The 18,061-nt window shown below is 50.0% G+C and carries 18 protein-coding genes; all 18 read right to left on the bottom strand.

Annotated elements, in window-relative coordinates:
• Position 1: 1 nt before the first annotated feature.
• A complete protein-coding gene (gene surE, locus CCE91_RS05375; RefSeq protein ID WP_086434193.1) occupies positions 2 to 754 on the bottom strand; it encodes a 5'/3'-nucleotidase SurE in 753 nt (250 codons plus the stop codon).
• A complete protein-coding gene (gene truD, locus CCE91_RS05370; RefSeq protein ID WP_086434192.1) occupies positions 732 to 1,814 on the bottom strand; it encodes a tRNA pseudouridine(13) synthase TruD in 1,083 nt (360 codons plus the stop codon). Before truD ends, surE begins: the two co-directional genes overlap by 23 nt.
• Positions 1,811 to 2,293, bottom strand: a complete 483-nt coding sequence (gene ispF / locus CCE91_RS05365; protein ID WP_086434191.1) for a 2-C-methyl-D-erythritol 2,4-cyclodiphosphate synthase — start codon at positions 2,291 to 2,293, stop codon at positions 1,811 to 1,813. The genes truD and ispF overlap by 4 nt, the downstream gene beginning before the upstream one ends.
• Positions 2,293 to 2,994 (bottom strand): 2-C-methyl-D-erythritol 4-phosphate cytidylyltransferase, encoded by a 702-nt coding sequence (gene ispD, locus CCE91_RS05360; protein ID WP_086434190.1) that lies wholly within the window; start codon positions 2,992 to 2,994, stop codon positions 2,293 to 2,295. Before ispD ends, ispF begins: the two co-directional genes overlap by 1 nt.
• A 1-nt stretch (position 2,995) precedes the next feature.
• Entirely contained in the window at positions 2,996 to 3,274 is a 279-nt protein-coding gene (gene ftsB, locus CCE91_RS05355; RefSeq protein ID WP_086434189.1) for a cell division protein FtsB, read from the bottom strand.
• Between the two features lie 109 nt (positions 3,275 to 3,383).
• Positions 3,384 to 4,073: a hypothetical protein gene (locus CCE91_RS05350; protein ID WP_086434188.1), complete on the bottom strand. Its 690-nt coding sequence runs from the start codon at positions 4,071 to 4,073 to the stop codon at positions 3,384 to 3,386.
• Between the two features lie 102 nt (positions 4,074 to 4,175).
• The gene (gene eno, locus CCE91_RS05345) at positions 4,176 to 5,474 is read right to left on the bottom strand and encodes a phosphopyruvate hydratase (protein WP_086434187.1); all 1,299 of its coding nucleotides are present in this window, start codon (positions 5,472 to 5,474) and stop codon (positions 4,176 to 4,178) included.
• Between the two features lie 37 nt (positions 5,475 to 5,511).
• Positions 5,512 to 7,149: a CTP synthase gene (locus CCE91_RS05340; protein ID WP_086434186.1), complete on the bottom strand. Its 1,638-nt coding sequence runs from the start codon at positions 7,147 to 7,149 to the stop codon at positions 5,512 to 5,514.
• Between the two features lie 83 nt (positions 7,150 to 7,232).
• The gene (gene mazG / locus CCE91_RS05335; RefSeq protein ID WP_086434185.1) at positions 7,233 to 8,039 is read right to left on the bottom strand and encodes a nucleoside triphosphate pyrophosphohydrolase; all 807 of its coding nucleotides are present in this window, start codon (positions 8,037 to 8,039) and stop codon (positions 7,233 to 7,235) included.
• A gap of 42 nt (positions 8,040 to 8,081) precedes the next feature.
• Positions 8,082 to 10,271 (bottom strand): GTP diphosphokinase, encoded by a 2,190-nt coding sequence (relA, locus tag CCE91_RS05330; protein ID WP_086434184.1) that lies wholly within the window; start codon positions 10,269 to 10,271, stop codon positions 8,082 to 8,084.
• Positions 10,272 to 10,362: 91 nt separating this feature from the next.
• Positions 10,363 to 11,685, bottom strand: coding sequence for a 23S rRNA (uracil(1939)-C(5))-methyltransferase RlmD (gene rlmD / locus CCE91_RS05325; RefSeq protein ID WP_086434183.1), 1,323 nt, complete (start codon positions 11,683 to 11,685; stop codon positions 10,363 to 10,365).
• 8 nt (positions 11,686 to 11,693) lie between these two features.
• Positions 11,694 to 12,080 carry a holo-ACP synthase gene (acpS, locus tag CCE91_RS05320; RefSeq protein WP_086434182.1) on the bottom strand — a complete coding sequence of 129 codons (387 nt, stop codon included), beginning with the start codon at positions 12,078 to 12,080 and terminating at the stop codon, positions 11,694 to 11,696.
• Positions 12,081 to 12,092: 12 nt separating this feature from the next.
• Complete coding sequence (gene pdxJ / locus CCE91_RS05315; RefSeq protein ID WP_086434181.1) at positions 12,093 to 12,845, bottom strand: pyridoxine 5'-phosphate synthase; 753 nt, start codon at positions 12,843 to 12,845, stop codon at positions 12,093 to 12,095.
• Between the two features lie 29 nt (positions 12,846 to 12,874).
• On the bottom strand, positions 12,875 to 13,618 hold the full coding sequence (gene recO, locus CCE91_RS05310; RefSeq protein WP_086434180.1) for a DNA repair protein RecO: 744 nt from the start codon (positions 13,616 to 13,618) through the stop codon (positions 12,875 to 12,877).
• 5 nt (positions 13,619 to 13,623) lie between these two features.
• Entirely contained in the window at positions 13,624 to 14,607 is a 984-nt protein-coding gene (era, locus tag CCE91_RS05305; RefSeq protein WP_086434179.1) for a GTPase Era, read from the bottom strand.
• Entirely contained in the window at positions 14,591 to 15,292 is a 702-nt protein-coding gene (rnc, locus tag CCE91_RS05300) for a ribonuclease III (protein ID WP_086434178.1), read from the bottom strand. Before rnc ends, era begins: the two co-directional genes overlap by 17 nt.
• 14 nt (positions 15,293 to 15,306) lie before the next feature.
• Complete coding sequence (gene lepB, locus CCE91_RS05295) at positions 15,307 to 16,227, bottom strand: signal peptidase I (RefSeq protein WP_086434177.1); 921 nt, start codon at positions 16,225 to 16,227, stop codon at positions 15,307 to 15,309.
• A 12-nt stretch (positions 16,228 to 16,239) separates the two neighbouring features.
• Complete coding sequence (gene lepA, locus CCE91_RS05290) at positions 16,240 to 18,051, bottom strand: translation elongation factor 4 (RefSeq protein WP_086434176.1); 1,812 nt, start codon at positions 18,049 to 18,051, stop codon at positions 16,240 to 16,242.
• Positions 18,052 to 18,061: the final 10 nt, after the last annotated feature.

Raw genomic sequence — 18,061 nt, 5'->3', positions numbered from 1 at the left:
ATCATGAGGTTTTCGTTAACCACTCCTGCAAACGATCCTGATGCGACTTCGCTGTCATGTCTAAACTTAGCGGCGTAATAGAAACAAAGCCTTTGTTAACGGCGTCAAAGTCAGTGCCCTCGGCATCATCCTGATGCCCACCAATAGGACCGTACCAAAATATATGACGACCAAAGGGGTCTTTGTCCTGCACCATAGTATCGGCGCGATGACGGCGCCCTAAACGCGTAACCCGGGTCCCTTTCAATTTATCGTAATCAACCGCTGGCACGTTAATATTTAAAATGGTATCTAGCCGCAGTGGCTGTTCGTCCATTTTGCTTACCACATCAGCAACTACCTGCGCGGCAGTGTCGTAGTAATCATGCCCACGGCTACCCATAGAAACCGCAATAGACGGTAGGCCCATATAACGGCCTTCCATAGCGGCTGCCACTGTGCCTGAATAAAGCACGTCATCACCCATATTAGGCCCGTCGTTAATACCGGAAACCACCAAATCGACGTTTTCAGCAAACGGTGAATTGGTGCCCAAATGCACGCAGTCGGTAGGCGTACCATTGAGTGAATAGAAACCATTTTGCAGCTTATGCAACCGCAGTGGATTATGCAGTGTCAGTGAGTTGCTGGCACCACTACAGTTGCGATCTGGTGCAATAACCTTCACGTCAGCAACTTTTACCAAAGCCTTGTATAAAGCTTCAATGCCAGGTGCGTGCACCCCGTCATCATTACTCAGCAGAATTTTCATCATTTTGGTAATCAACTATGGTTATTAGTTCACGAATAATACTGGTGGCAAAACAACCAGTAGGTAAATAAAAACTCAGCCAACAGTTGTTCGGGTTAGCTTCATCAGGCGTTAAACTGGCTTGCTCTAAGCCCAGTAAAAGTGCCCGGCGTTCTTGTTTCAGGCCATGTTGTTGCAGGCCTTGCGCCAGTATTGGGTGTGCCTGTGCACAGCTTAATTCTAACTGGTGCACCGCACCTTCTGAAGGTGGTTCGCCCACGCCCCATAGTGGTGCTGTTAAGCGTATATCGCCACTATTAAAGCGTTCCAGCAAGGTTTCATCCAGTTCGCTGGCAACAAAGAACGAACGACTACCCGCCAACTGCATCACGTCACCAGCTTCTGCGGCTAAACGCTGCTGTGCAACGCGTTCAGATACCACCTGATTAAAAATAAATGAACGTGCTGCGGATAGTAACAAACCTTGTTTATGCCGACTAACCCGGCGCTTACGGCCAGCCTGAAACCAACGCTGGGCATCGCTAATATTCCGATAGCCATGACCAAAGCGCTGGTCACCAAAATAATTAGGTACACCGCTGCTGCAAAGTTTTTCAAACCGCTGTTGCAGCGCCGCCATGTCGCTTACATCTCGCAAACAAATACTAAAGTGATTGCCTTTGTGGCTGCCGGTTTTTAGTTTGCGCGATTGTCGACGAGTCTCTAACACCCGAAACTCTTGGTGCTCAAGTGCTTGCCAGTCGAGCATATCTTTGCCCGGTAACTGAATAGAAAACCACTGCCGGGTAACTGCCTGGCGATCTTTCATGCCGGCAAAACCAACATCTCGCTCCTGCACCCCAGCAAAAGCAGCCAATTGATCGGCCACGTAGCGCGTGTTCGCGCCCCGCTTTTCTACCCATAACCACTGATGCTCGCCGGGCTCATCAGGCGCAGGGCTAAAGTCTTCAGTGACCTGAAAATCTTCCGGCTGCAACTTAAACTGTGCGCTAACAGCAGGCTTACCATGCAAAAATGCCCACTCAGGGGCGCCTGCTGCAGTCTCTTCTTTTAATTCTGTCATTCCACCAACCGTTTTGTAATCAGTGCTACACAATGGCACGCTATGCCTTCTTCCCGGCCAACAAAGCCCAGCCGTTCGGTGGTAGTTGCTTTCACGTTCACCTGATCAACCTCGGCGTTCAACATACCGGCAATACGCTCCCGCATCTTGCCAATATGAGGTGCCATTTTCGGCGCCTGGGCCACAATAGTGACGTCCAGGTTACCCAATTGCCAACCGCGCTCGCGAATCAAGCCAAACACGTGCTGCAACAATACGGCGCTGTCGGCACCTTTAAATTTTGCATCGGTATCGGGAAAGTGCTGACCAATATCACCTAATGCCAGTGACCCCAATAAGGCATCAGCTACTGCGTGCAGCACCACGTCGCCGTCTGAGTGCGCCACCAGCCCGGTGCTATGGGGAACTGTGACACCACCCAGAATTAATGGCTGCTCGCTACCGAATTTATGTACGTCGTAGCCATGTCCAATTCGCATTACTGCTCCCTACTTAGTTCCAGGTATAGCCGCGCCAGCTCTAAGTCCGCCGGCCGGGTAACCTTAATATTGGTTGCCGAACCCGATACCAACTTAGGTTTATAACCACACCGCTCAACTGCCGAAGCTTCGTCAGTTAAGCCAGGATCATCTACGCCTATTTGCTGCAGTGCGCGCTGCAAAATATTGGTGGCGAAAACCTGAGGTGTCATGGCGCGCCATAACTGATTGCGATCTAGCGTCGCTTCGCTATTGTCAGTTGCGTCAGCGCGTTTCAAAGTATCATCCACAGGTAACGCCAATAACGCCCCTGCTTCACTACTTAATCCCGCAGTAATAACCCGCTCCAGGTCGTCAGTGCGTAAACACGGACGAGCGGCGTCATGCACCACCACATGGCTGTACCCGGCCGCAGCGGCAGCTGCCACGCCAGAGGCTACCGAAGCAGCACGGCAATGGCCCCCGGCTACTCGCGTTAGTGGCCAGTGCCCGGGAAAGTCCAAACTTTGATACCAGGGGTCGTCACCGGCCACTGCAATAAACACATGCTTAATACGTGGGTCGGTAAGTAACGCCGTGAGCGTATGTAGCAGTATTTCCTGCCCCGCTAAGCGTAAATACTGTTTAGGTTTGTCGTGCTGCATGCGGCTGCCGTAACCGGCAGCAGGAACAATAGCCGCCACTGCGGTAGTTGCCGTCATATTAATTTTTCACCGGAACAATTCGAAAGAAGGTTTCGCGCTGTTTAATCAGGCCAAGCTCGTTACGGGCGCGTTCTTCCAGCGCCTCTTCACCATCGCGCAAGTCGGCGATATCGGCAGCCAGCAACTGATTACGCTGACGTAAACGTTCATTGGTTTCTTGCTGGCGGGTCACTTCTTGCTGCAGCCGCCAGTAATCGGGCACACTATTCTTCCCCAACCACAAACGATATTGCAGCGCTAGAAACAAGCTCAGCAGTATTAGCATAACCAAACGCATAGCTATTCTCACGGCGAAAACTAGCGTCATTATGAAGTGTTAATGAGTGGCTGAAAAGTGCTTTACCCAAATTGTACGAAGATTGTTGCAAGAACCCGTTAACGAAGGTCTAAACTTGGTCGGGAATACGCAGAACCTGACTGGGGTTGTCCCAGTTCAAAGTCGCCGCCAATAACACTTCACGTAAACTTAAAGTACGCGGATCCGTGCGGCCTTTATGGCTCCATTGATGGCCACAACAAGCTGCGGTTAAATTGATTTTTTCCGGTTTCACCAGCGTAATAGAAGCCCCCTGCATCGGTTCCGCCCGACCGCTTTGGTCGTCGTCCGCCTCATGAATAGATTCACCACTATAACTGAACCAACCCCATTCATTTAAATGAATGCGCTGTTCTTGCGTATCGATGCGATCTATAGAGTCCAGCAATACCCGTTGCTGAATGGGTGTGGCCACAATAACCGGAACCACTAAACCAAGCGCAGCATGACGTTGGAGCCATTTTTGCGTGCGCTCTTGCTGGGCAGGAGTCACTTTCAATTGTTTCTTCTGGGGGGCGTGCCAACTGCCGTTTTGAACATCCAGTTGCAGTGGCGACTCAGTGGCAAGCATGCCACGGGCGGCACGGCGAATATAGTAGGGTAAGCTGCGTAAACGTGCCTGGAACCAACGTACCGTAACGGCGTTAGCAGGCACAGATTGGGCTAAATAAGCGAGTTCACGTTCGTACAACACGGTGCAAAGCTCAGCATAATGGCTATGCTGTGCCAGAGGCTGGAAAATATCCGCTTGATCAACCATGCCTCTGCACCAGTGTCTGAACCATCATCTAGCCCTCTCACCTTTGCAGCCAACCGCAATTACGCCATTGGCTGCAAATTTACGTCCGTTTGGTTGTTACGCTTAGCCTTTAGCCGCAACAACTTCAGCACGACCGCGGTAAGCAACATCACCGAGTAACTCTTCTTCGATGCGCAACAACTGATTGTATTTTGCGACCCGGTCAGAACGGCATAACGAGCCCGTTTTAATTTGACCAGCCGCGGTACCTACAGCTAAATCAGCAATGGTTGCATCTTCAGTTTCACCGGAGCGATGCGAAATCACAGCAGTGAAACCAGCCTCATTCGCCATGCGAATAGCCGCTAAGGTTTCCGATAAGCTACCAATTTGATTGAACTTAATCAAAATAGAATTACCGATTTTTTCACGAATACCGCGTTCCAGTATGGCTGTATTGGTAACAAACAAGTCGTCGCCAACCAACTGTACGCTATCGCCCAAGCGCTCGGTCAGTATTTTCCAACCATCCCAGTCGCTTTCATCCAAACCGTCTTCAATAGAAATAATCGGATAGCTTTCGCAAAGCTCGGCCAGGTAGTTGGCAAAACCAGCCGCATCAAACGACTTACCTTCACCGGCTAAGTTATATTTACCGTCTTTATAAAACTCTGACGCGGCACAATCCAACGCTAAGGTAATGTCATCACCCATGCGATAGCCGGCTTTCTCAACGGCCTCAACAATAACAGTCAGGGCTTCTTCGTTTGACGCCAGATTCGGTGCAAAACCACCTTCATCGCCAACAGCAGTGCTTAAGCCACGTGCTTGCAGTACCTTTTTCAGCGCGTGGAAAATTTCCGCACCCATGCGCAGGCCTTCTTTAAAGCTGGAAGCGCCTACTGGCTGAATCATAAACTCTTGAATATCAACGTTGTTGTCTGCGTGCTCACCACCGTTAAGAATGTTCATCATTGGCAGCGGCATGCTGAATTTGCCAGGCGTGTTATTCAAATCGGCAATGTGAGCGTACAAAGGTATTTGTTTGCTTGCTGCAGCCGCTTTGGCAACCGCCAGCGACACTGCCAGAATGGCATTGGCGCCAAGCTCAGCTTTGTTTTCAGTACCGTCTAAGTCAATCATCAACTGGTCAATATGTTGCTGATTGGTCGCGTCCTGACCTAACAATACCGGGGTGATTTTTTCTTTAATATTGGCAACGGCAGCTTGTACGCCCTTACCTAAATAACGTTGCTTGTCGCCGTCACGCAATTCCAGCGCTTCACGGGATCCGGTAGAGGCACCGCTTGGTGCCGCAGCGCGGCCCCAGTATCCACCTTCAACAAAAACATCAGCTTCAACCGTTGGGTTACCGCGTGAATCCATAATTTCGCGCGCGACAATTTTAGTAATCACTGCCATGACTTTACGTAGCTCCTGCAATAAAAATTAGCGCCGCTTAACCGCGGCGATCTTTTTGATAGGCTTTTGCAGCGGCAATAAAGCCGCCAAACAATGGATGTCCGTCACGTGGGGTTGAAGTGAACTCCGGGTGGAATTGCGCTGCAACAAACCAACGGTGTGATGGAATTTCAATAATCTCAACCAGACTATTGTCATGCGACAAGCCAGTAATTTTTAAACCAGCCGCTTCCAGTGTTTCAACATAGGTGTTGTTTACTTCATAGCGGTGACGATGGCGCTCTTCAATAATGTCCTGGGCATAAAGTTCACGTGCTTTGGAACCTTTCACCAGATTACATTGCTGTGAGCCCAGGCGCATAGTGCCACCTAAGTCAGAGTGCTTATCACGCAACTCTTTCTGGCCTTTCGCGTCCATCCATTCGGTAATCAAACCAACCACCGGATGTGGTGTGTTTTCGTTGAATTCAGTACTGTCGGCGCCTTCAAGTTTGGCCACGTTGCGAGCAAACTCAATCATCGCAATTTGCATACCTAAACAAATACCTAAGTACGGGATATTGTTTTCGCGGGCATACTGCGCGGCCATAATTTTACCCATGATGCCACGCTCACCAAAACCGCCGGGGACCAAAATAGCGTCAACATCAGCTAATTTAGCAACACCTTTGGTTTCTACGTCCTGCGCATCAATGTAACGAATATTCACCGTTAAACGGTTCTTCAAGCCGGCATGTGCCAGCGCTTCATTCACTGATTTATAGGCATCGGGTAATTCAATGTACTTACCCACAAAACCAACGGTGACTTCACCGCTGGGGTTGGATTCCTGATACAACACTTGTTCCCACTCGGATAAATCCGCGGGCGGGCAATCAAGCCGGAAGCGTTGTACCACAATCTCATCCAGCCCCTGGGATTTCAAAATGGCTGGAATTTTATAAATACTGTCTACGTCTTTTAAGCCAATAACTGCGCGTTCTTCCACGTTGGTGAACAAGGCAATTTTTGAACGCTCCTGAGATGGCAACGAGCGATCGGAACGGCATACCAGCACATCTGGCTGAATACCGATAGAACGCAGCTCTTTCACAGAGTGCTGCGTTGGCTTGGTTTTTACTTCACCCGCCGCGCCTAAGAATGGCACCAGGGTAAGGTGCATAAACAGGGTGCGATCACGACCTACTTCAGTGGCTAACTGACGAATAGCTTCTAAGAAAGGTTGTGATTCAATATCACCAACGGTGCCGCCAATTTCGATAATAGCCACATCAAAGCCGTCGCCACCTTCAACAATACGGCGTTTAATTTCGTTGGTAATGTGCGGAATAACTTGAATAGTAGCGCCAAGAAACTCACCTTTACGCTCGCGACGAATAATATCTTCGTACACGCGGCCAGCGGTAAAGTTGTTCTTTTTGGTCATGCGCGTGCGAATGTAGCGCTCGTAGTGCCCTAAATCCAAATCGGTTTCTGCACCGTCCACAGTCACGAACACTTCGCCGTGCTGAATAGGACTCATAGTGCCGGGGTCGACATTAATATAAGGATCTAGTTTAAGAATGGTCACGGATAAACCGCGTGCTTCCAGAATTGCCGCCAGTGAAGCTGCTGCAATGCCTTTGCCCAGCGAAGATACAACACCGCCGGTGACGAAAATATAATTAGTTGCCATGAGAAACCTAAGTCGTCAGGGTAAATTGGGAATTGCGTTTTCAGACGGGAAAACAGTATACCCGATAGGCTGCCGTCCGACAATTATTTCTCCTGTTGCTTCACCGCCTGCCACTCTTCTTCCAGCCCCGCCAAGGTCAGCTGCTGAGGATTTTGCTCACGCTCACGCAAGCGTTCTTCAATGGCCTGAAAGCGCCGTTTAAACTTGCTGTTCGCGCTGCTTAAGGCGTGCTCGGTATTCACACTTAAATGACGGGCTAAGTTGGTTACCGCGAATAATAAGTCTCCCACTTCTTCCGCAATCGCAGCTTGGTTACGCTCGGAACGATGCAATTCAGCTTCTACTTCTTCCAGCTCTTCACGAATTTTTGCAATGACTGGCTCGGGATCAGGCCAGTCAAAACCAACGGTTGCGGCGCGCTTTTGTAGCTTAGTGGCCATTAATACCGCTGGCAGATTGCTTGGCACACCATCAAATACACTGTGAGTTTGACCTTTGTCGGCGCGTTCCTGCTGCTTGATTTGCTCCCAGCGTGCTTTGATTTCAGCATCAGTGCTGGAGGTTTCGTCACCAAATACATGTGGGTGCCGACGAATCAGCTTTTCCGCCATACCAGCGGCTACCGCATCAAAATCGAACCAGTTCTGCTCAGCAGTTAAATGGGTATAGAACACCACCTGGAACAGCAGGTCGCCCAACTCGTCTTTAATTTCGGCCGGGTCACCTTCGGTTAACGCCGCGGCAACCTCGTAGGCCTCTTCAATGGTATAGGGAATCAAACTGGTCAGGGTTTGCTTGAGATCCCAGGGACAGCCACTATCAGGGTCGCGTAAACGCGCCATAACTTGCTGTAATTGCTGAATACCCGAAGAACTAGCCGCTGTTGTCATAATATTCCTGTTGTTTGGTTTACCCACTTTAGTGCCTGGTGGTTAATGCGTACCAGAGCGGCGAACCTGCTGCACGCCTGACAGCTGACCTAGCCGTGACATAATGCGCTGCAAATCGTCGCTGTCTTGTAACATCACCCCCAGCGAAACAGTTGCTAATTGGCTTTCTTCATCAGAAAAGCTATCCAATTGCACCACACTGGCTTTCTCATTCGCTAACACACTGGTGATATCGTGCAGCAAACCGTGCCGATCCAGTGCCGAAATGCGTACATCTGCACGGTACTGCCCAGTTTGCTTACGGCGACTCCAGGACACATCTATGGCCCGTTCCGGATGTTGTTGTAGTAAATGCTGCAACTGCTCACAGTCGCGTCTATGTACCGACACGCCGCGGCCTAAAGTAACAAAGCCCATAATGTCCTCACCCGGCAATGGCTGGCAACATTTGGCAAATTGCATTAGCAGGTTGCCAATACCCTCAACCGTCACATCGCTGCTGGGTTTACGCGCTTTTTGTGGGCGCCGTTGAGTTAACCGCTCCAGCCGTTCGGCAGTAGTGTCGGTGTCCGGCTTCAGTTGATTCACCACCTGATGCAAACGCACGTCGCCAGCACCAATACCGGCTAACAAATCATCCAGATGTTGCACATTAAACTTGCTCAGAGCTTTCTCTGCATGTTGCAGAGTTAAACTGTATTTTTGCAGTTCGTGCTCAAGCAAATCTTTACCCGTGGCAATATTTTTATCGCGATCGAGCTTTTTAAAATAGGTTTGTACCTTCGCCCGCGCCCGTGCCGTTTGTAAGTAACCCAACTGCGGATTCAACCAGTCGCGCCGTGGCTGCGCGGATTTTTGCGTCAGGATTTCAATGCGGTCACCGTTTTGCAAGTGGTAGGTGAACGGCACAATACGACCGTCAACCTTGGCACCCACACAACGATGACCAATTTGACTGTGTATGTAATAAGCAAAATCCAGTGGGGTCGAACCGGCCGGCATATCAATGACTTCACCCTTAGGGGTAAATACATACACCCGATCTTCGAACACCTGCGAGCGAATCTCGGCTACCAGGTCGTCGTTCTCGGCCATATCGTCATGCCAGGCCAGTAACTTGCGTAACCAGGCAATTTTCTCTTCAAAGCCCTGCCCGCGCCCGCTTACCGCACCTTCTTTGTACAGCCAGTGTGCGGCTACGCCCAATTCGGCGTCTTCATGCATATCACTACTACGAATCTGAATTTCTACGTGTTTGTCTTCCGGCCCTACTACTACGGTGTGAATAGACTGATAGCCGTTGGCTTTTGGCGTGGCTACATAGTCATCAAATTCAGAGCCTATATGCCGCCACCGGGTGTGCACCACGCCCAGCGCGCCATAACAGTCTTTCAATGAGCGGGTAACAATGCGAACCGCACGAATATCAAATAGCTGATCAAAATGCAGATGCTTTTTCTGCATTTTTCGCCAAATGGAATAAATGTGTTTGGGGCGACCATAAACTTCGGCGTGAATATCCTGCGCTTGCAAAGCCTGCTGCAGGTTGCTTACGAAGGTATCTATGTAATTTTCGCGATCGACCCGACGCTCGTGCAGTTTTTTCGCAATATCTTTATAGGTAATGGGGTGCAGGTAACGGAATGATAAATCTTCCAGTTCCCACTTTAACTGACCAATACCCAGGCGGTTGGCCAGTGGTGCGTATATATCCTGACATTCTTTGGCGGCTAATACGCGGGACTCTTCGTCAGCGTCTTTTACTTCGCGCAGAAAACAGATGCGCTCGGCTAGTTTTATTAATACCGCCCGAACATCGGCCACCATCGATAGCAGCATGCGCCGCACATTATCAATTTGCCCGCTGTCAGGGGTACCATGGCGGAAGTGCTGCAAGGAGCTAATAGTTTGCATTTGCCGCACGGCTTGCAGCAATATTGGCAGGTCTGGTCCACCCCACTGGCTGGCTTGTTCATCGCTCACTAAACCGGCATCCGCAGCCGGCGTATAAAGCGCAGCAACCAGAGAATCAGTGTCCAGATTAAGGCTAACCAGTATTTCGACCATTTCCTGGCCTTTTAACAACAACTGCGGGTCATTCTTACACAGCTGCTGCAGCCGCTTGGCATGCGCAGTCAAAGCTTCAGTCTTTGTTTCAGACTGCAAACTTGCTAACCAATCCCCTTGTTCAACTGAGGGATTATCCACATGCGTACTGCGGATATGCACCATCGGCCACCACTCCTCTTATGCGATTTTATCGCCACTTCAGACAGTATTAACCTTACCGCAGCAGAGCTAAAAATATCCAGCGTTAATGCACTTAATGTGCTTCAAAGCATGCCATGGTTTCAATGTGGTGGGTTTGCGGAAACATATCTACAATGCCGCAGTGCTGAAGCTGGTAGCCAGCCTCGGCTAGCAGCCTGGCATCGCGGGCAAAAGTGTCAGGCGCGCAGGACACGTAAACAATACGCTGCGGCCGATTCGGCAATTTCAGTAGTTCGGTTAGTGCCTGCTGGGCACCGGCACGTGCGGGGTCCAACAACACCTTATCAAAGCTTCCCATAAGCAGCTCGGGAGCCCACCAGGTGCTATTTAAGTCAGCACTTAACGCGCTGATATTGGTAATGCCGGCTTGCCGGGCATTGCGCTGTAACTGCATAGTCATGCGCGAATCACCTTCCACGGCCAGCACACTTGCAGCAGCAGCGGCCATGGCCAAAGTGAAGTTACCAGTACCTGCGAAGAGCTCCAGAATCCGGTCTTGTGGTTGCGGATCCAGCCACTCTAAAGCTTGTGTAACCATAGCTTCGTTCAAGCCGCTATTGGCCTGAATGAAATCGCCCGGGGTAAAAGACAGCTCGCGACTGTGAACTTGATAAAGCGGCAAAGGCGATGATTCTGCTAGTGGCGCTACTTGGTTGTCATGGTGCTGTAGCCATATGGCGACCGACTCTTGCGCGTGCTGCCATTCAAGCAACTGGTCCCGGTCTTGCTCAATCACCGGTGTAGTCAAACGCAGCAGCACTATTGGATGTGGTGCTGCCAACAGTTCCACATGCCCCAGCGTGGCCGCTAGGTGCAATTTATTAAGTAGTTGGCTTAGTTCCGGCAACAAGGCTGCTAATGGCTCACTAAGCACCGGGCATTGCTGCAATTGGACAATGTCATGGCTTTGCTGAGCACGTAAACCCAGCGTCAATTTGCGTTCGCGCTTATGCCAATGGCACGCCAGGCGGGTACGCTGACGATACTGCCAGGGCTCACCGGCAAGTGGCGTCGCCCATTGCTGCGGTTGCAGTTGCGCAAACTTTTGCAGCAACTCGCTCACCACCTGATCCTTGTGTTCACGCTGGTCGTTAATAGTCAGATGTTGCAAATCGCACCCGCCACAGCGCCCGTAATATGGGCAAGGCGGGTCTACTCTGGCCGGACTGTCATTGTGGCGATGCTTAAGCTGCGCTTGTGGCGGTTTTTGCAAGATGGCATCAATGCGTTCGCCCGGTAGCGTATTGGCCACAAAATAGGCGCGTTGTTCATGCCGAACTACGCCCCGACCCTGATGATCGAGCGCACTTACGGTCAGGTTTTGAATGCTCTGACGCGGTTTAAGTTTTGGTTTGGGTTTAAAAAACTGAGCCATAAAACGTACTAATCACCAGCAGTTTCAAGTATGACGTAAGCCAGCGCATACTCACGTTCGTCACTAATACTGATATGACTGGCGGTAATGCCAAATTCGTGAGCAAGATTTTTAGCTGCTGCTGACCATTCAAATAGTGGCCGACCGAGCGGATCGTGCGTAATGGTTATATCCTGAAAGCTAAGCTGCTGCCCAATGCCAGTACCAAACGCCTTAGCGCAGGCCTCTTTGGCTGCAAAGCGTTTGGCCAGAAATGCGGCCGGTTGCGCCGCCTCGGCAAACTGCTCTAGCTCCACCGCCGTGAGTACGCGTCGCGCCAAAGCATCGGAGCGCTGTAGCGACTGCCCGATGCGTTTTACTTCAACAATGTCTGTACCAATACCAAATATGGCCATGCTACAACAAGCCTATTGCGAACACTGGCGAGCTGCCAGCATCAACTGCTTCATATCGCGCACCGCGGTGTCCAGACCTACCAGCGCCGCCCGGGCAATAATGGCATGGCCAATGTTTAATTCAAGCAACTCAGGAATAGCGGCTACCGGCGCGGTGTTGTGGTAATGCAAACCATGCCCGGCATTTACCTTTAAGCCCAGGCTAACCGCATAACGGGCAGCTTCAGCGATAGTTGCTAAAGCGTCTTGTTGCGCTTTAGGGTCGCTCTGCTCGGCATAATGTCCCGTGTGTAATTCAATAAACGGAGCACCCGTTGCGGCAGCCGCCTCAAGTTGCGCTTTATCGGTATCAATAAATAATGAGGTTTGAATACCAGCAGCGGTTAACCGGCTTACGGCGTCGGTAATTTTTTGCTGTTGGCCAGCAACGTCCAACCCACCTTCAGTGGTTAATTCTTCGCGTTTTTCCGGTACCAGACAGCAAAATGCCGGCTTTATGCGCTCGGCAATGCCAAGCATTTCGTCGGTTACCGCCATTTCCAAATTCATTCGCGTTTGTAGCGTTTGAGCCAGCACTTCAACATCGCGGTCGTTAATATGACGGCGGTCTTCGCGCAAATGAATGGTAATGCCATCGGCACCCGCTTGCTCGGCAATGGCTGCCGCGGCAACAGGATCAGGATAGTTCACCCCACGCGCATTACGAATGGTAGCGATGTGATCAATATTCACACCCAGCAAAATTTGATTTCCAGCAACTAACATTCCAACTGCCTCCAAGTAACTGGCGCTTCTTAAGCCAGCGGCTGTGTGTAATTTTTAAATAATTCACGGCTGCGCAAAGGTTGATCACCGAGATATGGGGCCAGTGCCTGACGCATTAATCGTTTGAGTAGTTCTAATTGTGCCAGCGAACTGATTTCTAAATCTACCAGTTGGGCAATATCTTCTGCATTATAGTGCCGTTGCCGATGTTGGCCGCCTGCCTCTGGGCCAGACTGATGGGTTAGCTTTCCACTTAATTCAGCAGTAAACCCCTCACCCGGACGAAACTCTACAATACCCTGCACCGGCAGGGGCGCATTCGTTAAGCAGTCCGTTGACCAGTCAAAAGCTAAGCCCAAATGGTTGAGCAGTTGCCACTCAAAGCGCCGCAGTAACGGCTCAACTTGCTCAACATCACGCAATTGCAGCAGGGTTTGGGCATACTCTTCGAATAAGCTTTCGAACGACTGGTGCAAACGGGTTAACCGCTGTACCAGTTCATTCAGATAAAAAGCACTGTAAAGCTGAATGCCGTTAAGCGCCGGCAATAAAGGGTTCACAGCTTCCGCATGCGTGAGCGTTTGTAACTCACTACGGCCACGGTACTCAACCTGAATGGGAGCAAAGGGCTGTAGCACACTCCGCCAGGGACTTTTAGGCCGCCGCGCGCCCTTTGCGATAACCCGAACCCGACCTTCCTGACGTGTTAATAAGTCGCACATCAGGCTGGATTCCTGGTACGGCCAGCGATGTAACACATAGGCCGTGTCCATACTGCTTAGTCCTCGTTGTAACCCAGGCTTCGCAGTGCGCGCTCGTCATCCGCCCAGCCAGATTTCACTTTTACCCACAATTGTAAATGTACTTTACTACCAATCAGTGGTTCCAGATCTCTGCGGGCTTCAGTACCAATGGTTTTTAATTTACTACCACCCTGGCCAATCACCATGCGCTTCTGGCCTTCACGTTCTACCAGAATCAAAGCGTGAATGTGCGTGGTACCACTAGGTGCCGTTTGAAATTGTTCAATTTCAACCGTGGTCGCATACGGAAGTTCTTCACCCATAAATCGCATGAGCTTTTCGCGAATAACTTCAGCGGTCATAAAGCGGATGGAGCGATCCGTCACATAGTCTTCCGGGTAATGGTGTTGACCAGGACGCGCATAGGTTTGTACAACTTTACGCAAACTATCAACATTATCACCCATTTTCGCCGAAACTGGCACAATTTCAGCGAAGTTAAAGCGCTCAGACAGCTGCTTAATGTGTGGTAATAAGGTATCGCGGTCAACAATCTGATCGATCTGATTCACCACCAAAATAACCGGGCGATTCGCTTTGGTTAGCTTTTCTAAAACCAGTTCGTCATCCGCTTGCCAACGTACACCTTCAACGACAAACAAAACTGCCTCAACGCCACCAATAGAACTGGACGCAGCACGATTCATTAAACGGTTAATGGCTTTCTTTTCGTTAGCATGCAAGCCCGGTGTATCCACGTACACAATTTGGCAATCGCCTTCGGTTTCAATACCTAAAATACGATGCCGGGTAGTTTGCGGCTTTTTCGAAGTAATACTGATTTTTTGACCCAAAATGCGGTTCAACAGCGTTGATTTACCCACGTTCGGTCTACCAACAATGGCAACAAAGGCGGTTGACTGATCATCGTTCGGAACATGCGGGGTCTGCTCGCTATCGTTGTCGGATGCGATATTTAACTCTTTCTTTAATTCGTTTAAATCAGGCGTCGTGGCCATAACTTTCCTTTATCTTTTGTAGCAACTGCAAAGCGGCTTGTTGCTCGGCTTTGCGGCGGCTGGTGCCGGTAGCCAATTCTGGCTCCGGAAAAATTTCAGTGCGGCAACTTACCGTAAACTGTTGATTATGCGCCTGCCCCTCGGCCGCAATGACCTCATATTCAGGCACAGGCATTTGGCGTCCCTGTAAGTATTCCTGCAGTCGGGTTTTTGGGTCTTTTTGCCCCTGCCCCGGCTTTATTGTTGTTAGTGTTTGTGCATACCAGCCACGCACTACTTCAGTGCAGGTGGCCATATTGGCTTCCAGATACATAGCACCCAGCATAGCCTCTAAGGTATCGGCGAGAATTGACTCGCGGCGGTTACCACCACTTTTCATCTCACCGGGACCTAGTATTAAATAGTCGCCCAAGCTGAAGCTTTTCGCCAGTTTCGCCAGTGCTTTTCCACATACTAGCGTAGCGCGCATACGGCTTAAATCGCCTTCAGGCACCTCGGGAAACTGCTCAAACAGTGCTTCTGCAACAATAAAACCAAGAATAGAATCGCCTAAGAATTCCAGCCGCTCATTGTGTTGGCTGTCGGCACTGCGATGCGTCAACGCCTGCTGTAGACGTTGCTTGTTGTTGAAGGTATAACCAAACGCTTGCTCTAACTTGCGTAACGGCGGTTTTGGTAGACTCACGTCTGCTCCCGCTTTTATTGAACCGAACCAAGGCGCTGCCAGCGAATTCCGGTTGGAATCCAAGCTGGTAACCAGCTATCAGCGTCACGATCCATATCGAAACTCATCCAGATAAACACCGCACGACCAACCAGCAAATCTTCGTGTACAAATCCCCAGAAGCGGCTGTCTTCAGAATTGTCGCGGTTGTCGCCCATCATAAAATAGTGACCTTCAGGAACAATCCACTCGTCTGAGCCAGTACCTGCTTGCTTGTAATAGTTCTGACTGTAAGGCACATCGGCTGAATCAACCAGTATTTCATGGCTAACGTCACCCAAGGTTTCCGTGTAACGGTCCAGGGGATACGGGCCACGGAAGTACTCGGCACGGCCGGCAATTTCCTTATTAACTACTTCCAACTCAGCACAATCGCTCTGGCCTTCGGCGCAGGCAGGTTCAATGTACAACGTCTTATTGCGATAAATAATACGATCGCCAGGTAAGCCCACAATACGTTTAATGAAATCAACGCTCGGGTTCGGCGGAAATTTAAATACTGCCACTTCACCACGCTTAGGTTTATCCATAGTCACGATTTCGTTGCGCGCCAAAGGATCGCGCAAGGCGTAGCTAAACTTTTCAACCAGAATAAAATCGCCACGTAACAGGGTTGGCATCATCGATCCTGATGGAATTTGAAACGGTTCATACAGGAAGGTGCGTAATATCAGCACCGCTGCAATAATTGGAAAAATTGACTGAGAGTATTCAGCCCAGACTGGCTGAGGCGCCAGTTGCTGACGCATGTCTTCACTCAGCTCAGTATTCAGTCGTTGTGCTTCGTCCTGCAGTTTCTGCTTTCTTGCCGGGCGAAATTTCCAGGCATCAATAGCCCATAGAATGCCGGTTAAGACAGTGATAACTGTTAGAAAAATAGAAAAATAATTGGCCATAGCGTTACTCGCTTATTTACCCACTTTAAGTACTGCCAGAAACGCTTCCTGCGGCACTTCCACATTGCCTAACTGCTTCATCCGTTTCTTGCCTTCTTTTTGCTTCTGCAACAATTTCTTCTTCCGACTCACGTCACCGCCGTAACATTTCGCGGTTACGTTTTTACGCAGTTGCTTCACCGTAGAGCGAGCAATAACGTGATTGCCTATGGTGGCCTGAATGGCAATATCAAACATCTGCCGTGGTATCAGTTCACGCATTTTGTCTACGACCTGACGGCCACGCGTTTGCGAATGTTCGCGGTGCGTAATAAGCGCCAGTGCGTCAACACGCTCGTTGTTGATCAGTATATCAACCCGCACCATGTCGGCTTCCTGAAAGCGCTTAAACTGGTAATCCAATGACGCATAGCCACGACTGGTTGATTTTAACCGGTCGAAAAAGTCCATAACCACTTCAGCCATTGGCAACTCATAAGTTACCGCTACCTGCTTACCGTGATAGTTCATGGAAGTCTGTACACCACGCTTGTCCACACACAGTGTAATAACATTGCCCAGGAACTCTTGCGGAACCAGAATATGTGCTTCCACAATAGGCTCGTAAATCACGTCGATGTCATTTACCGGTGGCAGGTTTACCGGGTTATCTACACTGACTTCTTTGCCATCGGTACGCAGCACTTTATAAACTACCGTAGGTGCTGTGGTAATTAGGTCAATGTCGTACTCGCGTTCCAGCCGCTCCTGAATAATTTCCATGTGCAGCATTCCTAAAAAGCCACAACGGAAACCAAAACCAAGTGCAGAGGAATTTTCAGGCTCATAGAATAGAGAGGCATCATTCAGAGAAAGTTTACCCAGCGCATCACGGAAGTTTTCATAATCTTCCGACGAGATCGGGAACATGCCGGCATATACCTGCGGTTTTACTTTTTTAAAGCCCGGTAAGGCGCCCACAGCGCTGTTTTTGGCCAACGTTAGAGTGTCCCCTACCGGAGCACCCAGAATGTCTTTAATACCGGCAATCACGTAGCCCACTTCGCCGGTACGCAAAATACCGGTTTCCGTTGCTTTCGGTGAGAAAAAACCAACTTTATCAATTTGGTGAACTTGTCCGGTGGACATTACTTTCATTTTGTCGCCGGCACGTAAAATACCGTTTTTCACCCGCACCAATGACACCACGCCCTGATAGTTGTCGAACCAGGAATCAATAATCAGTGCCTGCAGCGGCGCTTCGGCGTCGCCACCTGGAGGTGGAATTTGGCGAACAATACGTTCCAGTACATCATCAATACCAATACCGGTTTTAGCCGAGCATTGCACGGCATCAACAGCTTCAATACCAACAATGTCTTCAATTTCTTCAGCAACGCGCATGGGGTCGGCTTGTGGTAAGTCGATTTTGTTTAAAACCGGTACCACTTCCAAATCCATTTCTATAGCCGTGTAACAGTTAGCCAGGGTTTGTGCTTCTACCCCTTGCGCCGCATCTACTACCAGCAGAGCGCCTTCACAACCGGCCAGGCTGCGCGATACTTCATAGGAAAAGTCAACGTGGCCCGGAGTATCAATGAAGTTCAGCTGGTAACTTTCGCCATCCGCAGCGTTGTAATACAAGGTCACACTTTGCGCTTTAATGGTAATACCGCGCTCACGTTCTAAATCCATGGAATCCAGAACCTGTTCGGCCATTTCACGATCGGCAAGGCCGCCACAATGCTGAATCAGACGATCGGATAGCGTGGATTTACCGTGGTCAATGTGCGCAATGATAGAGAAGTTACGAATATTACTTTGCTTGAACGCCCGTTCCGGCATTAGATACCTC

It is taken from the genome of Pseudidiomarina planktonica (genome assembly GCF_900177775.1).
GTDB lineage: Bacteria > Pseudomonadota > Gammaproteobacteria > Enterobacterales > Alteromonadaceae > Pseudidiomarina > Pseudidiomarina planktonica.
This window is presented reverse-complemented; position numbering and strand designations above follow the sequence as displayed.